17 protein-coding genes and 1 pseudogene are annotated in these 15079 nt (G+C 48.9%); 8 read left to right on the forward strand and 10 right to left on the reverse strand.

The window, feature by feature from the left end; translation table 11 throughout:
* Positions 1 to 90: 90 nt before the first annotated feature.
* Together KNO65_RS03400 and secA2 are read right to left on the reverse strand one after the other, a co-directional pair.
* Positions 91 to 894, reverse strand: coding sequence for an SLAP domain-containing protein (locus KNO65_RS03400; protein WP_214781654.1), 804 nt, complete (start codon positions 892 to 894; stop codon positions 91 to 93).
* The gene (gene secA2, locus KNO65_RS03405; RefSeq protein WP_214781656.1) at positions 894 to 3260 is read right to left on the reverse strand and encodes an accessory Sec system translocase SecA2; all 2367 of its coding nucleotides are present in this window, start codon (positions 3258 to 3260) and stop codon (positions 894 to 896) included. Before secA2 ends, KNO65_RS03400 begins: the two co-directional genes overlap by 1 nt.
* A 254-nt stretch (positions 3261 to 3514) precedes the next feature.
* Between secA2 and KNO65_RS03410 the strand changes: the two genes are divergently transcribed.
* Together KNO65_RS03410 and KNO65_RS03415 are read left to right on the forward strand one after the other, a co-directional pair.
* Complete coding sequence (locus KNO65_RS03410) at positions 3515 to 4810, forward strand: Y-family DNA polymerase (RefSeq protein WP_214781658.1); 1296 nt, start codon at positions 3515 to 3517, stop codon at positions 4808 to 4810.
* Positions 4807 to 5136 carry a YolD-like family protein gene (locus KNO65_RS03415; RefSeq protein ID WP_012726878.1) on the forward strand — a complete coding sequence of 110 codons (330 nt, stop codon included), beginning with the start codon at positions 4807 to 4809 and terminating at the stop codon, positions 5134 to 5136. The genes KNO65_RS03410 and KNO65_RS03415 overlap by 4 nt, the downstream gene beginning before the upstream one ends.
* Here the strand turns inward: KNO65_RS03415 and KNO65_RS03420 are convergent.
* Positions 5133 to 6689 (reverse strand): SulP family inorganic anion transporter, encoded by a 1557-nt coding sequence (locus KNO65_RS03420; protein ID WP_251131635.1) that lies wholly within the window; start codon positions 6687 to 6689, stop codon positions 5133 to 5135. The two genes, KNO65_RS03415 and KNO65_RS03420, sit on opposite strands and share 4 nt — an antisense overlap.
* Positions 6690 to 6822: 133 nt before the next feature.
* Positions 6823 to 8235, reverse strand: a complete 1413-nt coding sequence (locus tag KNO65_RS03425) for an NAD-dependent epimerase/dehydratase family protein (RefSeq protein ID WP_214781662.1) — start codon at positions 8233 to 8235, stop codon at positions 6823 to 6825.
* A gap of 135 nt (positions 8236 to 8370) precedes the next feature.
* On the opposite strand from KNO65_RS03425, the gene KNO65_RS03430 reads away from it, so the two are divergent.
* Positions 8371 to 8559, forward strand: coding sequence for a hypothetical protein (locus tag KNO65_RS03430; protein WP_047795099.1), 189 nt, complete (start codon positions 8371 to 8373; stop codon positions 8557 to 8559).
* A gap of 1 nt (position 8560) precedes the next feature.
* Here the strand turns inward: KNO65_RS03430 and KNO65_RS03435 are convergent, their stop codons facing one another.
* The gene (locus KNO65_RS03435) at positions 8561 to 8860 is read right to left on the reverse strand and encodes a hypothetical protein (RefSeq protein ID WP_031422897.1); all 300 of its coding nucleotides are present in this window, start codon (positions 8858 to 8860) and stop codon (positions 8561 to 8563) included.
* A gap of 2 nt (positions 8861 to 8862) precedes the next feature.
* Entirely contained in the window at positions 8863 to 9069 is a 207-nt protein-coding gene (locus KNO65_RS03440; protein WP_012726890.1) for a helix-turn-helix transcriptional regulator, read from the reverse strand.
* A 175-nt stretch (positions 9070 to 9244) separates the two neighbouring features.
* Here KNO65_RS03440 and KNO65_RS03445 point away from each other — a divergent pair, with 175 nt between their 5' ends.
* Entirely contained in the window at positions 9245 to 9745 is a 501-nt protein-coding gene (locus KNO65_RS03445; RefSeq protein ID WP_159562616.1) for a hypothetical protein, read from the forward strand.
* 38 nt (positions 9746 to 9783) lie between these two features.
* Here KNO65_RS03445 and KNO65_RS03450 read toward each other — a convergent pair whose 3' ends face one another.
* Both KNO65_RS03450 and KNO65_RS03455 read right to left on the reverse strand, forming a co-directional pair.
* Positions 9784 to 10431, reverse strand: coding sequence for a hypothetical protein (locus KNO65_RS03450; protein ID WP_214781664.1), 648 nt, complete (start codon positions 10429 to 10431; stop codon positions 9784 to 9786).
* Positions 10432 to 10442: 11 nt separating this feature from the next.
* Positions 10443 to 10907: a GNAT family N-acetyltransferase gene (locus KNO65_RS03455; RefSeq protein WP_159562617.1), complete on the reverse strand. Its 465-nt coding sequence runs from the start codon at positions 10905 to 10907 to the stop codon at positions 10443 to 10445.
* A 151-nt stretch (positions 10908 to 11058) separates the two neighbouring features.
* On the opposite strand from KNO65_RS03455, the gene KNO65_RS03460 reads away from it, so the two are divergent.
* Complete coding sequence (locus tag KNO65_RS03460) at positions 11059 to 12078, forward strand: DUF418 domain-containing protein (protein WP_214781666.1); 1020 nt, start codon at positions 11059 to 11061, stop codon at positions 12076 to 12078.
* A 24-nt stretch (positions 12079 to 12102) separates the two neighbouring features.
* Here the strand turns inward: KNO65_RS03460 and KNO65_RS03465 are convergent, their stop codons facing one another.
* Positions 12103 to 12438, reverse strand: coding sequence for a hypothetical protein (locus tag KNO65_RS03465; RefSeq protein WP_214781668.1), 336 nt, complete (start codon positions 12436 to 12438; stop codon positions 12103 to 12105).
* Between the two features lie 228 nt (positions 12439 to 12666).
* Positions 12667 to 13098, reverse strand: a complete 432-nt coding sequence (locus KNO65_RS03470; RefSeq protein WP_214781671.1) for a hypothetical protein — start codon at positions 13096 to 13098, stop codon at positions 12667 to 12669.
* Positions 13099 to 13233: 135 nt separating this feature from the next.
* Here KNO65_RS03470 and KNO65_RS03475 point away from each other — a divergent pair, with 135 nt between their 5' ends.
* The 3 genes and pseudogenes from KNO65_RS03475 (at position 13234) to KNO65_RS15825 (ending at position 15065) form a co-directional block, all read left to right on the forward strand.
* Positions 13234 to 13599 carry a hypothetical protein gene (locus KNO65_RS03475; protein ID WP_214758304.1) on the forward strand — a complete coding sequence of 122 codons (366 nt, stop codon included), beginning with the start codon at positions 13234 to 13236 and terminating at the stop codon, positions 13597 to 13599.
* Between the two features lie 561 nt (positions 13600 to 14160).
* Positions 14161 to 14343: pseudogene (locus KNO65_RS15820) on the forward strand (helix-turn-helix domain-containing protein); the annotation flags it as partial.
* Between the two features lie 629 nt (positions 14344 to 14972).
* A complete protein-coding gene (locus KNO65_RS15825; RefSeq protein WP_214758306.1) occupies positions 14973 to 15065 on the forward strand; it encodes an IS3 family transposase in 93 nt (30 codons plus the stop codon).
* Positions 15066 to 15079 lie beyond the last annotated feature (14 nt).

Below are 15079 nucleotides of genomic sequence, written 5' to 3' on the forward strand. Positions count from 1 at the left end.
CAATATAACACCAGCCGTCTTGCCCTCCTATTAAAATTTCGTATAAAAATAGACCTAATTTCCTTTACAAAAATTAGGTCTATCCTCCTATTATTGTTTGATACGAACAGTAAACGGTCCATCGCCTTCAATTTCTTCAAATGTGACCGATACCGGGTACGCATGTTTCCCGTGAACCGGCTCTTCGAGACGAATCATCGTGAAGCCGACCACGTCCTCCCCACTCACGAGTTCAAGCGGGAGCTTCTCGACGTTCAAGTGACGGTCATACCCGTTGCGGAGGAGAATCGTCGCCTTAACGTCCGTCTCTTCTTTCTCCACAGACACAAGCATCAAGTTGAATTCATTCTCTCCGACCGGTGGCGTCGAAATGTTCGTCCGCATGAGCTGTCTCCATTCTGATAATGAAAACTGTGCTCTCATTTCTTCTGAAATCACTTGCAACGGATCAATCGGATTCATTTGGAAGACGAGCCGCAGTGTATCACTTAATTCGACCTCACTAAAAAGTTCATTAGGAAAGAAATGAAGATATACCGGTTTACTCGTCCATGGTTCAAACTTTGGTAAATCAATACGGCTTAAAACTTTTCGACCAAGTGGAAGATGATGTTCATCAAGTAATAAAACTGGAAGTTCATCGATTTCAAAAGAGCTCGGCAGCGTATTTCGGAATAAAGCAACGGTAGACATCCCTTCATCAATACGTTCAGCGTGCAAAAGTTCGATTGACACTTGATTTCCCATTAGACTTGGAAGTCGTTTCGCATGATAACGGAAGACGTACTCGTCCTCTTTCGGGATCCCCATCGCATCGTCGATCACGAGCGTCAATTGGCGCCCTTCCTCTTTATTTCCTGTCTCAATCTGTTTACGTTTACGAAATCCTAGCATTATACTTCCTCCTCTGCCATCTCGGCGAAGTAACGGTCGAGTTGGCATAGTTCCGTCGTGACATCCCGTGCGATATTGATATATGTCTGTTCGAAGATTTCGAGTCCTTCTTTTCCGAACTGACGGCTCGGGTCTTCCTGACCGTAGCTACGAAGACCGATTCCTTCTTTCAATCCGCTCATCGTCGTCAAATGGTCCGTCCACTTCATGTCGACGGCACGGAGAAGCGATTCTTTCGCGAAGAGGACGATGTCATCCTGTTCGAGGCGTGACGCCGTCGTAGCGATGATCGTCTCCATCCAGTCGTTTAAAGCATCCTTCAGTTCACGTGTATCGGCGATGTCATTCGCCCATGTCGGCTCCTGCATCGTCAAGTAGCGCAAGTCTTCTTTCAACTCATCGATTGGCCATTCCTCAGGTACGAGTTCATCCGATACATGCATGTCGATGCTATTCTCGAGGGCGAGACGCATCATGCCGAGGACGTTTTTCGTGATGGCATCCGCATCGGCGTTGACGGCCTGGTTACGAATCGTATAGATGATATTCCGTTGTTCGTTCAACACGTCATCGAGTTTGAACAAGTAGTCCCGAATCGAGACGCCGAGTCCTTCGATCGTCGTCTGCGCATATTCGATGATTTCGATCGCATCTTTCGTTGAGACCTCACCTGTCGCACTCGGCTTCAACTTTTTCTCCACGCGTTCTAGTTTCTGCGCCGCATAACGTTTCACGATCTCATCTTCGAGCGAGACGAAGAACTCGGTCGCACCCGGGTCGCCTTGACGTCCCGAACGACCGCGGAGCTGGTTGTCGACACGTTTTGACTCATGCCGCTCCGTTCCGAGGACGAAGAGACCGCCCGCTTCCTTCGCTTTTGCGTCGAGCGTGATGTCCGTTCCACGTCCGGCCATGTTCGTTGCAATCGTCACTTTGCCGAATTGACCGGCGTCCGCGATGATATCCGCTTCCTGAGCGACCGTCTTCGCGTTCAACACGTCATGCTCGATTCGCTTCTTCTTCAAATGCTTGCTGATGGCTTCCGATTGTGCGATCGAGGTCGTCCCGATCAAGATCGGTCGTCCCGTCGTATGCAGTTCCGCTACTTTCTCAGTGACCGCCGCATACTTTTGCTCGGTCGTCATGAAGATGCGGTCCGGATGGTCGACACGTTGACGTTCGCGGTTCGTAGGCACTTGGACGACGTCCATGTTGTACGTCTTCAAGAACTCTTGGCGCGACGTCTGGGCCGTCCCCGTCATCCCCCCAACGAGCGGATACATGCGGAAATAGTGCTGAATCGTAATCTCCGCCGTCGTCTTGTTCTCTTCGGTGATGGTGACGCCTTCTTTCGCCTCGAGCGCCTGATGCAACCCTTCCGACAGGCTTCGTCCTTCCATGATGCGTCCTGTGAACAAGTCGATGAGTTCAATCTTGTCTTCTCGGACGATATAGTCGACGTCAAGCTCAAACAAGACGTTCGCACGGAGCGCCTGGACGAGATAGTGATAGAGCACCTGGTGTGAGGCGCTGAACAGGTTATCGATGGCGAACAGTTCTTCAATCTTGACGATCCCTGCTTCCGTGAACGTCGCAGATTTCGACTCGAGGTCGACCTCGTAGTCGGTCTCCTCGAACTCAGAAATGATCTGTTGTGCCAACTGTTTCAACCGGATATGTGACCGGTCCTTCTGCGCGATGATGAGCGGCGTCTTCGCCTCATCGATCAAGATGCTGTCGACTTCATCGACGATGGCGAAATGGAACGGACGTTGGACCCGTTCTTCCGGCTTATGGACAAGGTTGTCACGCAAGTAGTCAAACCCGAACTCTGTCCCGACCCCATACGTGATATCTGCCTGATATGCGGAACGCTTCTCGTCCGCTTCGATGTCTGGTACGTTCAAACCGACCGTCAACCCGAGGAAGTCATGGATCTTCCCGATCTGTTCCGCGTCACGTCTCGCCAAATAATCGTTGACCGTGATGACGTGGACGCCTTTTCCTTCGAGCGCCTTGACGTAACTCGGCAAAGCGGCGACGAGCGTCTTCCCTTCCCCCGTCGGCATCTCCGAGATGTTCCCTTCGAGGAGGGCGAACCCACCGATGAGCTGGACGTCATAGTGACGCATTCCGAGCACACGGACTGACGCTTCGCGGACGAGAGCGAACCCTTCTTCCGCGATGTCGTCCACTTTCTTTCCATCCAAGAGACGTGCTTTGAGCGTCTCCGTATATGTACGCATCTCGTCATCCGAGAGGGCTTTCATCGTTGTCTCTAATTCATTAATACGCGCGACCCGTCGTTCGTACGCTTTCAAACGCCGGCTTTGATCATTCGTTAACTGTTTTACAAATTGGATCACACTAATAGCCTCCATCTTTCTATCAATTCATCACTTACATACCTGTCTATTATAACGAAAATCGAACCAATTCGGAGACTTTTTTACGAAAACTTCCTAAAAGTTGGTTTTTTGACACGTGAAAACCTATAAATTTTGGTTAATTTTCAAAAAGTATTTGTAAAAATATTTTCAATTCACTATTTGAGATGACGTGAGACCGTGTTACGATGAAAAAAAAACAGAACATTTGTTCGTAAAAAGGAGTGGTGACGATGCGCAGACGAATCTTTTGTATCGACAGCGTCTCGTTCTATGCCAGTTGCGAGTGTGCCGCGCGCAACAAAAATCCTTACAAGACAAAGCTCGTCGTCCTCTCGAACCTCCAGGACAGCGGGGCACTCGTCCTCGCGGCGACCCCGAAGATGAAGCAGCTCGGAATCAAGACCGGGTCACGCCGCTTCCACATCGACCGCCTCCCGTGGCACGAACGACGGGACGTTTTGTATGCCGAGGCGCGGATGAGTCATTATTTGAACGTTTCCATTCAAATCATCCACATCCTGCATCAGTTCGCCCCACCCGAGGCGATTCGCGTCTATTCGATTGATGAGACGCTCGTCGACATGAGCGGGACAGAGCGGCTGTTCGGAAATGACGAGCACGTCGCCCACCTCATGCGTGCGACGATCTTTCGCTATACAGGCATTCCCGTCACCATCGGCATCGGTCCGAACAACGTCCTCGCCAAGCTCGTCCTCGATTTGCATGCGAAAAAGAAGGGGGTCGCCACGTGTCTCCTCCATGACGTCGAACGGCTTATCCACCCGGCGCCGATTGAGAAGATGTGGGACGTCGGCACGAAGATGGCGATCCACCTGCAGCGGCTCGGCATCTGGACGATTGGGGACTTGGCCCGCTACCCACTCGAATCCCTTCATGAAAAGTTCGGTGTCATCGGTGCAGAACTTTGGCATCACGCCTGGGGCATCGACGAGTCGCCGACCATCCTGCCGGCGAGCTCCTTGTTCGGTGCGAAACGGATGCGACCGAAGTCGATCGGACACGGCATCACCCTCATGAAAGACTACACGACGTATTCCGCAATCCGGCTCGTCTTACAAGCGATCGCGGTCGAAGTCGGCATGCGAACCAGGCAAGCGGGACTCGTCGGAGGGACGATCCATCTCGGGGTGCGCTATACGCGGACGAGCGACCGGGCTGGCTTCAGTAAACAAAAGAAGCTCCCCCGCTTCACAGCGGACGAGCAAGAGTTTCTCCCGATCTTATTGCAGCTATTTTTAGACGGCTGGGAAGAGACGGAGGCCGTCCGTTACGTCTCGGTCGCTCTCGGCAAGCTCGAGCCACGGAGCGATCACGTCCAGTTATCGTTCTTCGAAGACGAATGGGCGAAAGCGAAACGGCTCGACTTCCTCGATTTGATTGACGGCCTGAACGTCCGGTTCGGTCGCGGCACGATCCGACCGGCGTCGAGCCTACTAAAAGACAGTCCGCTCCGGACGCGCCAACGTCTAATCGGCGGACATAAACAAGGAGGCGATTCCTCATGAGCAAGACCCGCTATCGTGACCGGGGTGAGTTAAAATGGATCCCATTTCTCATGCCCGAGCACGTCGCCCTACTGAAACGTTATTATGCACAAATCCAAAAGATTGAACTGCCCGACTTGGACGAACAACTCCTCTACCTCTGGCAGACCGAACTCGAACGGGCCATCCGTGAAGGCGACCAAGTCGAAGTGACCCTGTTCGTAGACGGCTTGACGACAAGCATGCGCGGCTACGTCCATGCCATCTATTACGCCGAGCGCGAGGTCGAGCTGTTCGACGGCAAGGTGCGCCGTGTCCCGTTCGGCGACATCTTGTCCGTTCGTTAAGATGCCTCGATCGCTTCCTGGGTCGTCTCGAACGTTTCAATCCCGTCGAGTAGCCCATAGTGAGCAAGCGTCGCGCGGACCGATGGCGACAGATGCGCGAAGATGACATGCCGGTCGGCTGCTTTCAGCTCGGTGACGACACGACGCAACTCTTCGACCGCGGTCACATCGATGACCGGACAGCGGTGAAAGTTGAAGATGAACACGTTCGGTTCCCGATGGATGTGATGGAGGACGTGCTCGAACAACTCGACCGCACCGAAGAAGAGCGGACCTTCGACACTGAAGACGATTTGGCCGTCTCGCGTGACGTACCGTTCTGTCCGTTCACGCACATCGATCGTATCGGCCATTCGTTTCGCGAAGAGTGCGAGCGCACAGATGACGCCGACCTCGACGGCGACGACCAAGTCGACGAATACCGTCAATAATAGCGTGACGAGTAAGACGAGCGACTCGGATGAACGATGACGCAACATCGCCATCACATGATGACGTTCGGACATGTTCCAGGCGACCCGCATCAAGATCGGAGCGAGTGCGGCGAGTGGCACATAACTCGCAAACGGGGCGAGGATGAGCACCGCAACGAGGACCGTGATCCCGTGGATGACACCGGCACGTCGGCTGACCGCTCCCGCCTGAATGTTTGTCGCCGTCCGGGCGATGGCACCTGTCGATGGAATCCCACCAAAGAACGGTGTAATCACGTTCGCAAGCCCTTGCCCGAACAGTTCCTTGTCCGGCTTCATCTTCGTCCCCGCCATCCCGTCGGCGACCGTTCCCGAAAGAAGTGACTCGAGCGCACCGAGGAAGGCGATGGCGAACGCGGACGGGAGGAGCGTCGTGATCAAGTCTAGGTCGATTGTGAGCCAGCTAAATGTTGGCAGTCCACTCGGGATACCGCCATAGGCACTTCCGATCGTCGCGACCTCATCCGGGATGAGGACACTGACAAACGTCGGGACGAGCATCGCCATGAGTAAAAGGGGTAAACGGAACGGCAGCTTCGGGACGAGCCAAAGGGTCAAAAAGCCGATTCCGGCAATGACAATCGGCCAAGGGCTCGCTTCGGGCAACGCCTGACCGAGACGAAGCAAGTTCTCGTGAAAATGTGGTGCCTTCTCAAACGTGACCCCGAACAACTCATCGAGCTGGTCGACGAAGATGACGACGGCAATCCCAGCCGTGAAGCCAATCGTGACAGCACGAGGCATGAAACGGATGAGCCGTCCGACCCGAAGCACGCTCATGAGGAGCAGCAACACACCGGCGAGGACGGTCGTAACGAGTAACCCCTCATATCCGTATGCGAGGACGACACCCGAGACGATCGGGATGAACGCTCCCGTCGGTCCGGCAATTTGGAACGTCGAACCCCCGAACAGGCTGACGAGGATTCCGGCAAAAATGGACGTGTAGAGCCCGTACACCGGCGGGACTCCCGAGGCTATGGCAAATGCCATGGCGAGCGGGATGGCGACGACGCCAACTGTAATTCCGGCCGAGATGTCCTTTTGCCACATCTCACGTGTGGAGAGTGAGTCTTGCATCATACATTCCTTCTTTCCAATCAGTTCAAAAGCGAGTTCAGTGTACGCCTGGAAAGAGGGCTTGTAAACGGTTTGAGAAAAACGTTAACAGAATGTACAAAAGAAAAAGACGCACCTTTCGATGCGTCTCCCTTCAATTCGTCGGAGCCTCTACGACTTGATCGCCATCTTCCGCGTCTTTCGCCAGCAACTTCACATGACGACCGAATAACCACATGACGACGAGATGGGCTTTCGCCTGCGTCTTCGTATAGAACCACCACGGGAGGGCCGGTACGAACTCATGGATGGCGACGAGTCCTTCATCCGAATCCGGTAATCTCCGGAACTCGAGACGCCCTGTCTTATCCTCTTCACTTAACTTGACGAACTTGCCCCCGTCAATCGCAAAGGATGCCATATCGTCCGTCGCTTCCTGTTCAAGCGATAGATGAAGCGCGACGAACGACGGATCGAGCAGCGCGATCTCCCAATCATCGTCTTCTTTCGTCGTCTGAATGAGTGGATACATAAAACGACCGAGCCACTCGAAGTACGTGTCCGCCATCCAAAGCGCCGACTTTTCTTCCGGCAGACCGAACCGCTGAATCGAACGGACCGTATACGATTTCGGTTGCTTTTTCTTCTTACCGCCCGAGGACTGCTTCTCTTCTTCCTCAAGCGCATGTTCGACCGCCTGTTTGAACGGAATCTCTCCCTGACCGATACCTTCGACCGTATCTTCTGCCACCATCGCGTGCCCCATGCTCTCGACGAGCGGATAGACGGTCGCCTTCGGTTCACCCGTGACCGCCATGACCCACAGGCGCGACAGTTTGATTGTCGGGAACGGGAAGTCAATCAAGATGCGACGCTTATCCATGACTTCGGCCGTCTGTTCGATCATCTTCCGATACGTCATCACCTCGGGACCCCCGATGTCGATATGACGGTCATAAAGCGACTCGACACCGACGACCGAGATGAGCGCCTGAACGGCTTCACGGATGTCGATTGGATGTGTCTCCGTCTTCGTCCAGCGTGGCAAGATCATCGTCGGCAACCGTTTGACGAGCTTCGCTAAAATCGGGAACGATGAACCTTCCGGACCGATGATCAGTCCCGCTCGAATCGTTGTTACCGGTACTCCTTGTCCGCCGAGGATGCGTTCGACCTCGAGTCGACTCTTCAAATGACGCGACAACGTCTTCTCTTGTTTCGGGATGATCCCACTCAAATAGACGATTTGCTCGATATCGTTCGCCTTCGTCGCCCGGGCAAAGTTATCGGCAATGAGCGCGTCCATGTCCTCAAACGTCGCCTGTGTCAAGCCGCCATCCGGAATCATCGAGTGTACGAGGAACATCGCGTAATCCGCGCCCTCACATGCTTCTTTTGTTGCCTCATATGAAAACAAATCACAGGCACGCCACGTGATATGGGCCTCATCTTCTTTATTCTTCGTCGATCGCGATAACGCGATGATGTCATACTCTTCCTTCAGCTGCTCCATCACGTTCGAGCCGATATAGCCGCTCGCCCCCGCAATGACAATCGTTTTTCGCATAATGGTCACTCCCCTAATTATTCGCATAGAGGTAATGTACCCTTCTTTTTTAAAAGATAAATCAGTCTAAGTATGTAGAGCCTGCTCGACCGATTCATACTAAAATGAGAATAATTAGAAAAAGGAGGGATATTCATGGGATTTTGGTACTTTCTTTTGCTTGGATTGGGAGTAATCCTCATCGTGCGAGGGATTGCAAGTAGCGCGAAACAAGGTGGACTGATTTTAGTCGGACTTGTGATGGTCGGGGTATCCATATTTATGTTCCAAGATGGCAGTGCGGACTTGGTCGCGAATTGGTTGGATCAAATTACCGGTCGATAAGTCATGTCCTGCGGATCACAGCAAGATAAATTGACGATCCGATGCTTTGTATGAAAAAGACAAGCATGACAAAGTAGATGAAATAATACTGATCGAAAACTTGAAAAATTGCGACGAGGGCGACACCGGCATAGACACCAATCGACAACATCGAATAAGAAATCGATTTGACTTTTAAGGCGAGCTGTCGCCCTCGTTCGTCTTGTGATTCGATTTTTCGTTCAAAGTTCGCCTTATAAAGTTCTGAGACAATTACACCAACAATCAAGACAAGAATTCCATACAACAATACTTGATCCATCTTCACTCCTCCTCATATGTAAATAATGCGGGTAGTTCTTCATCGAGTACCGCCGCAATTTTGAACGCAAGGATGAGCGACGGGTTATACTTGTTTTTCTCAAGTGCAATAATCGTTTGACGACTTACTCCGACTGAATCAGCCAATTGCTGCTGGGTCCAGCCTTTCTTTGCACGACTGAGGAATATTTGATTTTTTAACGTCACCATCGCCTCCTCATTGTATTCAAGTTCAGTGTAAACTATTTTTTACTAAATGTTAAGAATATATTACATAAAAATGATTAACCAAATATACCCTTTAGTATGTGGCTATTATCTCAAGTTGAATCGTCTGAAATGACACTACATTACAATGTGACTTTTATATGGAAGGAGCTCGACAATGAAACAGTTCAAACGAGTAGGTGTTGTGGCGTTATTCGCCTTGATTGGATTTGCTCTTTTCCATTATGCGACCGAGTCGAAGACAGGTTCCGCTGCATGGACGACAGAAGCTGCGACACATCACTTCAAAGATATCTTAGAAGCGCAGCGAGAGGCGATTGAAGCGCATACTCCTCTTGAGAATATCGAGCGAACGAAACTGTCACACGAAGATGACGTCGTCCGGCTCCTCCTCGGTCAGCGGGATTGGGTCGAGCAATTCCACTATACGATTCAGGAGGTACAAGTGGACGAAAAAGGTGGACTTCTATACGCAAATGCTTATGTGACAAGAAATCTTCAATTTGAGAGTGGTGTCACGACCGGGCTTGGTGACGAGATGACGATTCAATTGAGGTCTCCGAATGAGACGATCGAAGAGGTGGAGCTCGACAATCATAGCGTGACACAATCAGGCCAACCCTTTTTCAAACGCTGGATCAGTCGAGTGTTTGACTGAACAAATCCCACTTTCCGATTGGAGAGTGGGATTCTTTTTTAAAACGATAAATCTAAACCAGTACCATCATCAAGAAGTTCTCCGTTTTTAGCGGTATAGTCAACACGAATCTCGGCTCGCTTCAGGATGTCGTTCTCTTGTAACGCAGACATCCACGTCCGAACGCGCTCTTCGTCATCGGCTTCCGGCTCCCGATGAAGCGTCAATATGATTGTCGGCGAAACGTCGGCTGTCTGATAGGTGATTGGATTTGCCGAGGAGACATCGAGTTGTCGGATACTTTCTTCGTCATATAGGACGACATAGGTGACGTCTGCACCAAACGCCGTATCAATCGAATCTTCAATCGCCTCTGTGACCGCATCTTCCCATTTGGATGAGAGAAACGTATCAACGATTTCTCCGGTCGATTCATTCTCGTAAACATAAAATTCCGTTCCCGTCACCGAATCCACCACAATCGCCGCATACTCAAACGGAAAGTTTCCCATGTTGTCGAATAATACGTCTTCTGTCACTTCAGCATCTTTGAATCGCTCGAGTACATATGATTCAGCCATCTTCATCACTTTTGCTTCCTCATCGGGATCTGGTTGCATCGACCGATAAAAGGCAAATACTAACCCCGCCACCCCAATCACAATCACACCAAATCCGGCCAAAAGCCACTTCAAGTAACGTTTCATGTCGACTCCTCTCATAACTGTTTGTTCATGGCGATGGACGCTTCTTGGAATCCGAGTCGTTTATATAATCGCTGTGCGTCTGGATTCGTACCGAATACACTTAGTCCAATGGATGTTGCGCCAAGTTCTTCTGAGGCAACTCTTTCAAGTTTCTCAAACACTGCTGTCGCATACCCTTGCCCACGGTAGGTCTCTTCAATCAAAATGTGATAAATGAAGATGCGTTTCGATTCAGCTTGAAACGCATACCACAAAATTCCGACACGAATATCTCCGTTCATCACATGAACAATCGTCTGCCCTTCCCCGGGTTGATTGTCTGGGAAGAGGTCCCGAATCAATTGAGTCGATTCCTCTTGTGCCAACACCATCGGAAGTTGATAGTTGCGCGCGACATCTTTTGCATAATCGTCAATCAACCAAGTCACATAATTCGCGATTTCTGGTCCCGTCATCCTGGCAAAATGAATGGTCATCTGTTTACCCCTAATCGTTTTCCCTTAGTGTAACATACAATTTTTGGAATCACTGTTTCTAGTGAAGTTCAGGATTTTGTAAGGTTGCCGCAGATTATATGTAAGGTGCTCCCTTCATACTCGGAAGAGGAAATTGAAAGGAGACATCTATATGAAAGCCACACCATCACATGAACGAATCAATGTCCTCGATACACTACGAGGCTTCGCCTTATTCGGGATTGTTTTTATGAACATTCTCAGTTTATTACGTCCGAGCGACCCAAACACCGTCATGGAACATTACTATATATACGCCCTTCACATCTTCATCGACGGGAAGTTCTTTATGATCTTCTCATTTTTGTTTGGCGTCGGGTTCTATCTCTTTATCCACCGAGCAATAGAACGTGGAGATCGCGCATACGTTTTATTTACGAAACGATTGCTCCTCTTACTCGGCTTGGGCTTGATTCATATGCAATTTCAGCCGGGGGAGGCGCTAACGATTTATGCCGTGAGCGGGCTGCTCCTCCTGTTCGCATACCGTCTTCCTCGGTCAGTTAATTTGATTCTAGGTCTGATCGGACTAGCTGTACTCGCTTATACCGGCACGAAACTGTTAATGCCGCTTGCTCTCATCTTGCTCGGGCTTGCAGCGGGGCAGTATGAAGTGTTTCGTCACGTCCATACGCACCGGGTACGTTGGCAGGTCGGACTGGTCGTTACCGGTATTTTATCCGCCGGATTTGTCTGGCTACAATATACGAATTTACCAAGCTTATCGTATTTCAATGTCGGCTACACCCCGACTAATGAAGAAATTCAAGCATATATCCGTATGCTCGACTATTCGAATTGGTCAGCTCCCTTTTTAGCGGCGTTCTATATCACCATCCTTGTCAATATGAGTCAACTACGGACGACACGTTCCTGGTTCGCCCCACTTCAAGCGTTTGGTCGTATGGCGTTGACGAATTACTTGCTTCAGACTGCACTTATGGTGACTGTTGCTACATTCGGACAGATGTTCACAACGATTAAAACAGGACTATGGGCAATCGTCATCAACGCCGTATTGATCGTATTCAGTATGGTATGGCTTCGCCGTTTCACATACGGACCGATGGAAAAGGTATGGCGACTTGGGACGTACTCTCGTTTCGGACAAGGTATCCTATCGTCAAAATAATATAATGTTGAGGAAGGACGGCTGTCAAAAGTGTTCTTCCTCAATTGTGTTTGCAGGAGTGAATTCAATTTCATATGCTTCACCAAGCTCTCCTTGTAAACGCTTCGAAAGTAAGTCTCCTTCACGATTATGTTGCTCCACCTTGATTTCCCATCCTTTAGCAAGTGCATCCGTGTCCCAGTCAATCCATTCTCCGAATCGACTAACCCATTCATAGAAATCACGCTTCAATTGGTCAGAAATCGTAAACTCATTCAATTCTATATTGTATCGACAGGTCGTACACCATGTCGGGTCCGCCCCCACATCCGCCTCTATAGTGATTCTTTTCAAATTTTCACAATCACAAATCCTTTTCATTCATTCGCCCCCAGGTTTAAGGTTAGATTCTGCATACGTATTCAAAATTAGGAGGATATCCTTTTGATTTATTCAGTCGAGAAACGTAGAAATGAGAATGGTGTGCAGATTATCTTTCATACAATTGATGGCTTAAGTGGATTAGATGAGACTAGTTGGTTATTCCCTTATTCAGTGACACGAACTAAAGAAAACCATTGGTCTACGCGAACAAATGATTTTCTAGGTTTAATATAAAGTGTCTTTAGCAACTTCATTTGTTGGATCTAGAATAAGAATTTTTTCCGCGATGGACTTTGCTTGTTCATCACTTACAATCTTTTCTGGGACGATGTTCAGAAATAACAGGTTCTCTAAGCGCTTCACATCTGCAGCATCAGTCAAATCCACGGCTCTTTGAGCATGGTATAAGGAAGAGGTATAAGCCCCTTCAATGTGGCAAAGGGGCTGTGATAGGACTTGAAAAGCTAAGTCATGTAATTTATCGTCCTCTGTGTCCAATAACAGATAGACGAGTACGGAGTAATTCGACAGATTTTCATTATCATACGCCAAAGTTAATAAATCATTTTTAAATGTTTCAAAATCAGTAGTTTGATAGATGTCTTTTACTTCTTTAAACCGGCCTGACACAATTAAAGTTTCTAAATTATTTGACACTGTTTATTCACCTACGCATTACTTATTTCTTTTTCTCCATGGATTATGGTAATGATGCATTTGTGCACTTACAAAGATTAATTTTGGATATAATGGGTTTAAATGTTAAAATTAAAAATCGAAGGGGGACTTTAAATGATCAAAAAAATCTTATGGGTACTATTGATGATGGGGTTAGCTCTATTTATTATTACTTTACAAATCAATCGATTGGGTGAAATGACACCGGAGATACAAATGACATTATTTATGTCGCTGGGAATTGTTGTCGTATTATTTATTCCACCACTCATCATGTCGTTCTTTTCAAATCCAATTATTTCATATCTAAACATTGCATACCAGGGAGTAATCGCTATATCTTTTTTAGGAATGTTGCCTGTTGGTTTTATGATTCCAAACGGCATGTTTACAGCGATTATAGCATTGCTTGGGGTCGGGATTAGCTCGATGAGTATCATAACAATTTTAAGAACTAAAGAACTGAGTATTAGAAACTAACATACAAATATTCAAGTGAAAGTTAAAAGTGATGTGCTGATGTCTATGCTGTTCAACTATAGTGAATACTAAAACAAAAGTCGGACCGGTTTAATTAGGTTCGACTCTTTTCATGCCTTCGGAGCCCAATTGTTTTCATAGCCATTTTGAACGGCAAAGTGATACAAATGAATGAGTTTCGATTCTTTGTATGTAGACATGTGTTCTGCCGTACGCAGTTCATGATTTCGTTCTACCAAATTGTAAAGATAATCGATATTCGCTAACCGATTATTTTTACTCGTATTACATGTCGGGCATGACAGCACAAAATCTCATGCCAATCGACATCTTCCGTGTCTTTTGCCAGTAACTTCACATGACGACGAGATGAGCCTTGAACGGCTCCACAGATTTCGATTGGAGGTGTTTCCGTCTTTGTCCAGCGTGGCAAAATCATCGTCGGCAACCGCTTGACGAGCTCGCTATAATCGGGAACGACGAACCTTCCGGACCGATATCAAACCACAAGCCTGGAAAACCTATACCAAATGAAGAAAGACGACGTTTGATGAAAAACTCGAAGTAGCGCTCGACTGCATCAGCCAGAACCGGAGCTTTCGTGAGACCGCAGAAATCCATCGGGTCTCGTACCAACAGCTCTATCTATGGGTGAAAAAATATGACCATGGAGGGTCAGACGCCCTACTCGACCGACCGAAGATGGCACGCTCACGTCTGAAAAACTCGTTCAGGTCGAGATGAGACGCTTGGCGAAAGAGAATGAATTTCTCCGTATACAGAACGACTACCTAAAGAATTGAAGGAGGTCGAAAGGGGGCAAAACTGAACCAGATCAGGTATTCGCATGAATATGAATCGATTCGCTGCCTTCACTCCGAATGCGGTCATTCGGTGGCCCGACTATGTGAAATCGCCGGAGTCTCGAGGGCAGGGTACTACAGATGGTTGAAGCATCAACCGTTCATACGTGAAATCGAGAATCGCCAGGTTCTCGAAGAGTTGCGAAGCATACATCAAGAAACCAGAGGCATCTACGGGTATCGGACGAATGGCCCTGAACATTCGCAGACGGTTTAATCCGTTCTTACGTCATCGGGAGATCAAACAACACCAGCCTCGTCTTCGAAACGCTTCATCAGACCCTGCAGGACGACCCAGGCGCGACGCCCCTACTCCACCATAGCGACAGAAGGTTCTAGTATATCACGAGGACCTTCGGCCGAATGACAGTTGAAGCGGGTATCACCCAAAGCATGTCCCGGGTGGGAAGGTGCATTGACAACGGACCAATGGAATCCTTTTTCAGTGCACTCAAATGCGAGAGTTATAGCCTTCAGAAATACCGTACTTATTAAGATCTCACCGAGGTAGTGACCGAATACATACGTTTCTATAATCAAGACCGATTCCAAGAACGACTAAACGGCCTCAGCCCATTAGAATTCAGGGCTGAAGCCGTCTAAACGTTTTTTATTAT

This window comes from Exiguobacterium sp. S3 (assembly GCF_018617295.1).
GTDB lineage: Bacteria > Bacillota > Bacilli > Exiguobacteriales > Exiguobacteriaceae > Exiguobacterium > Exiguobacterium profundum.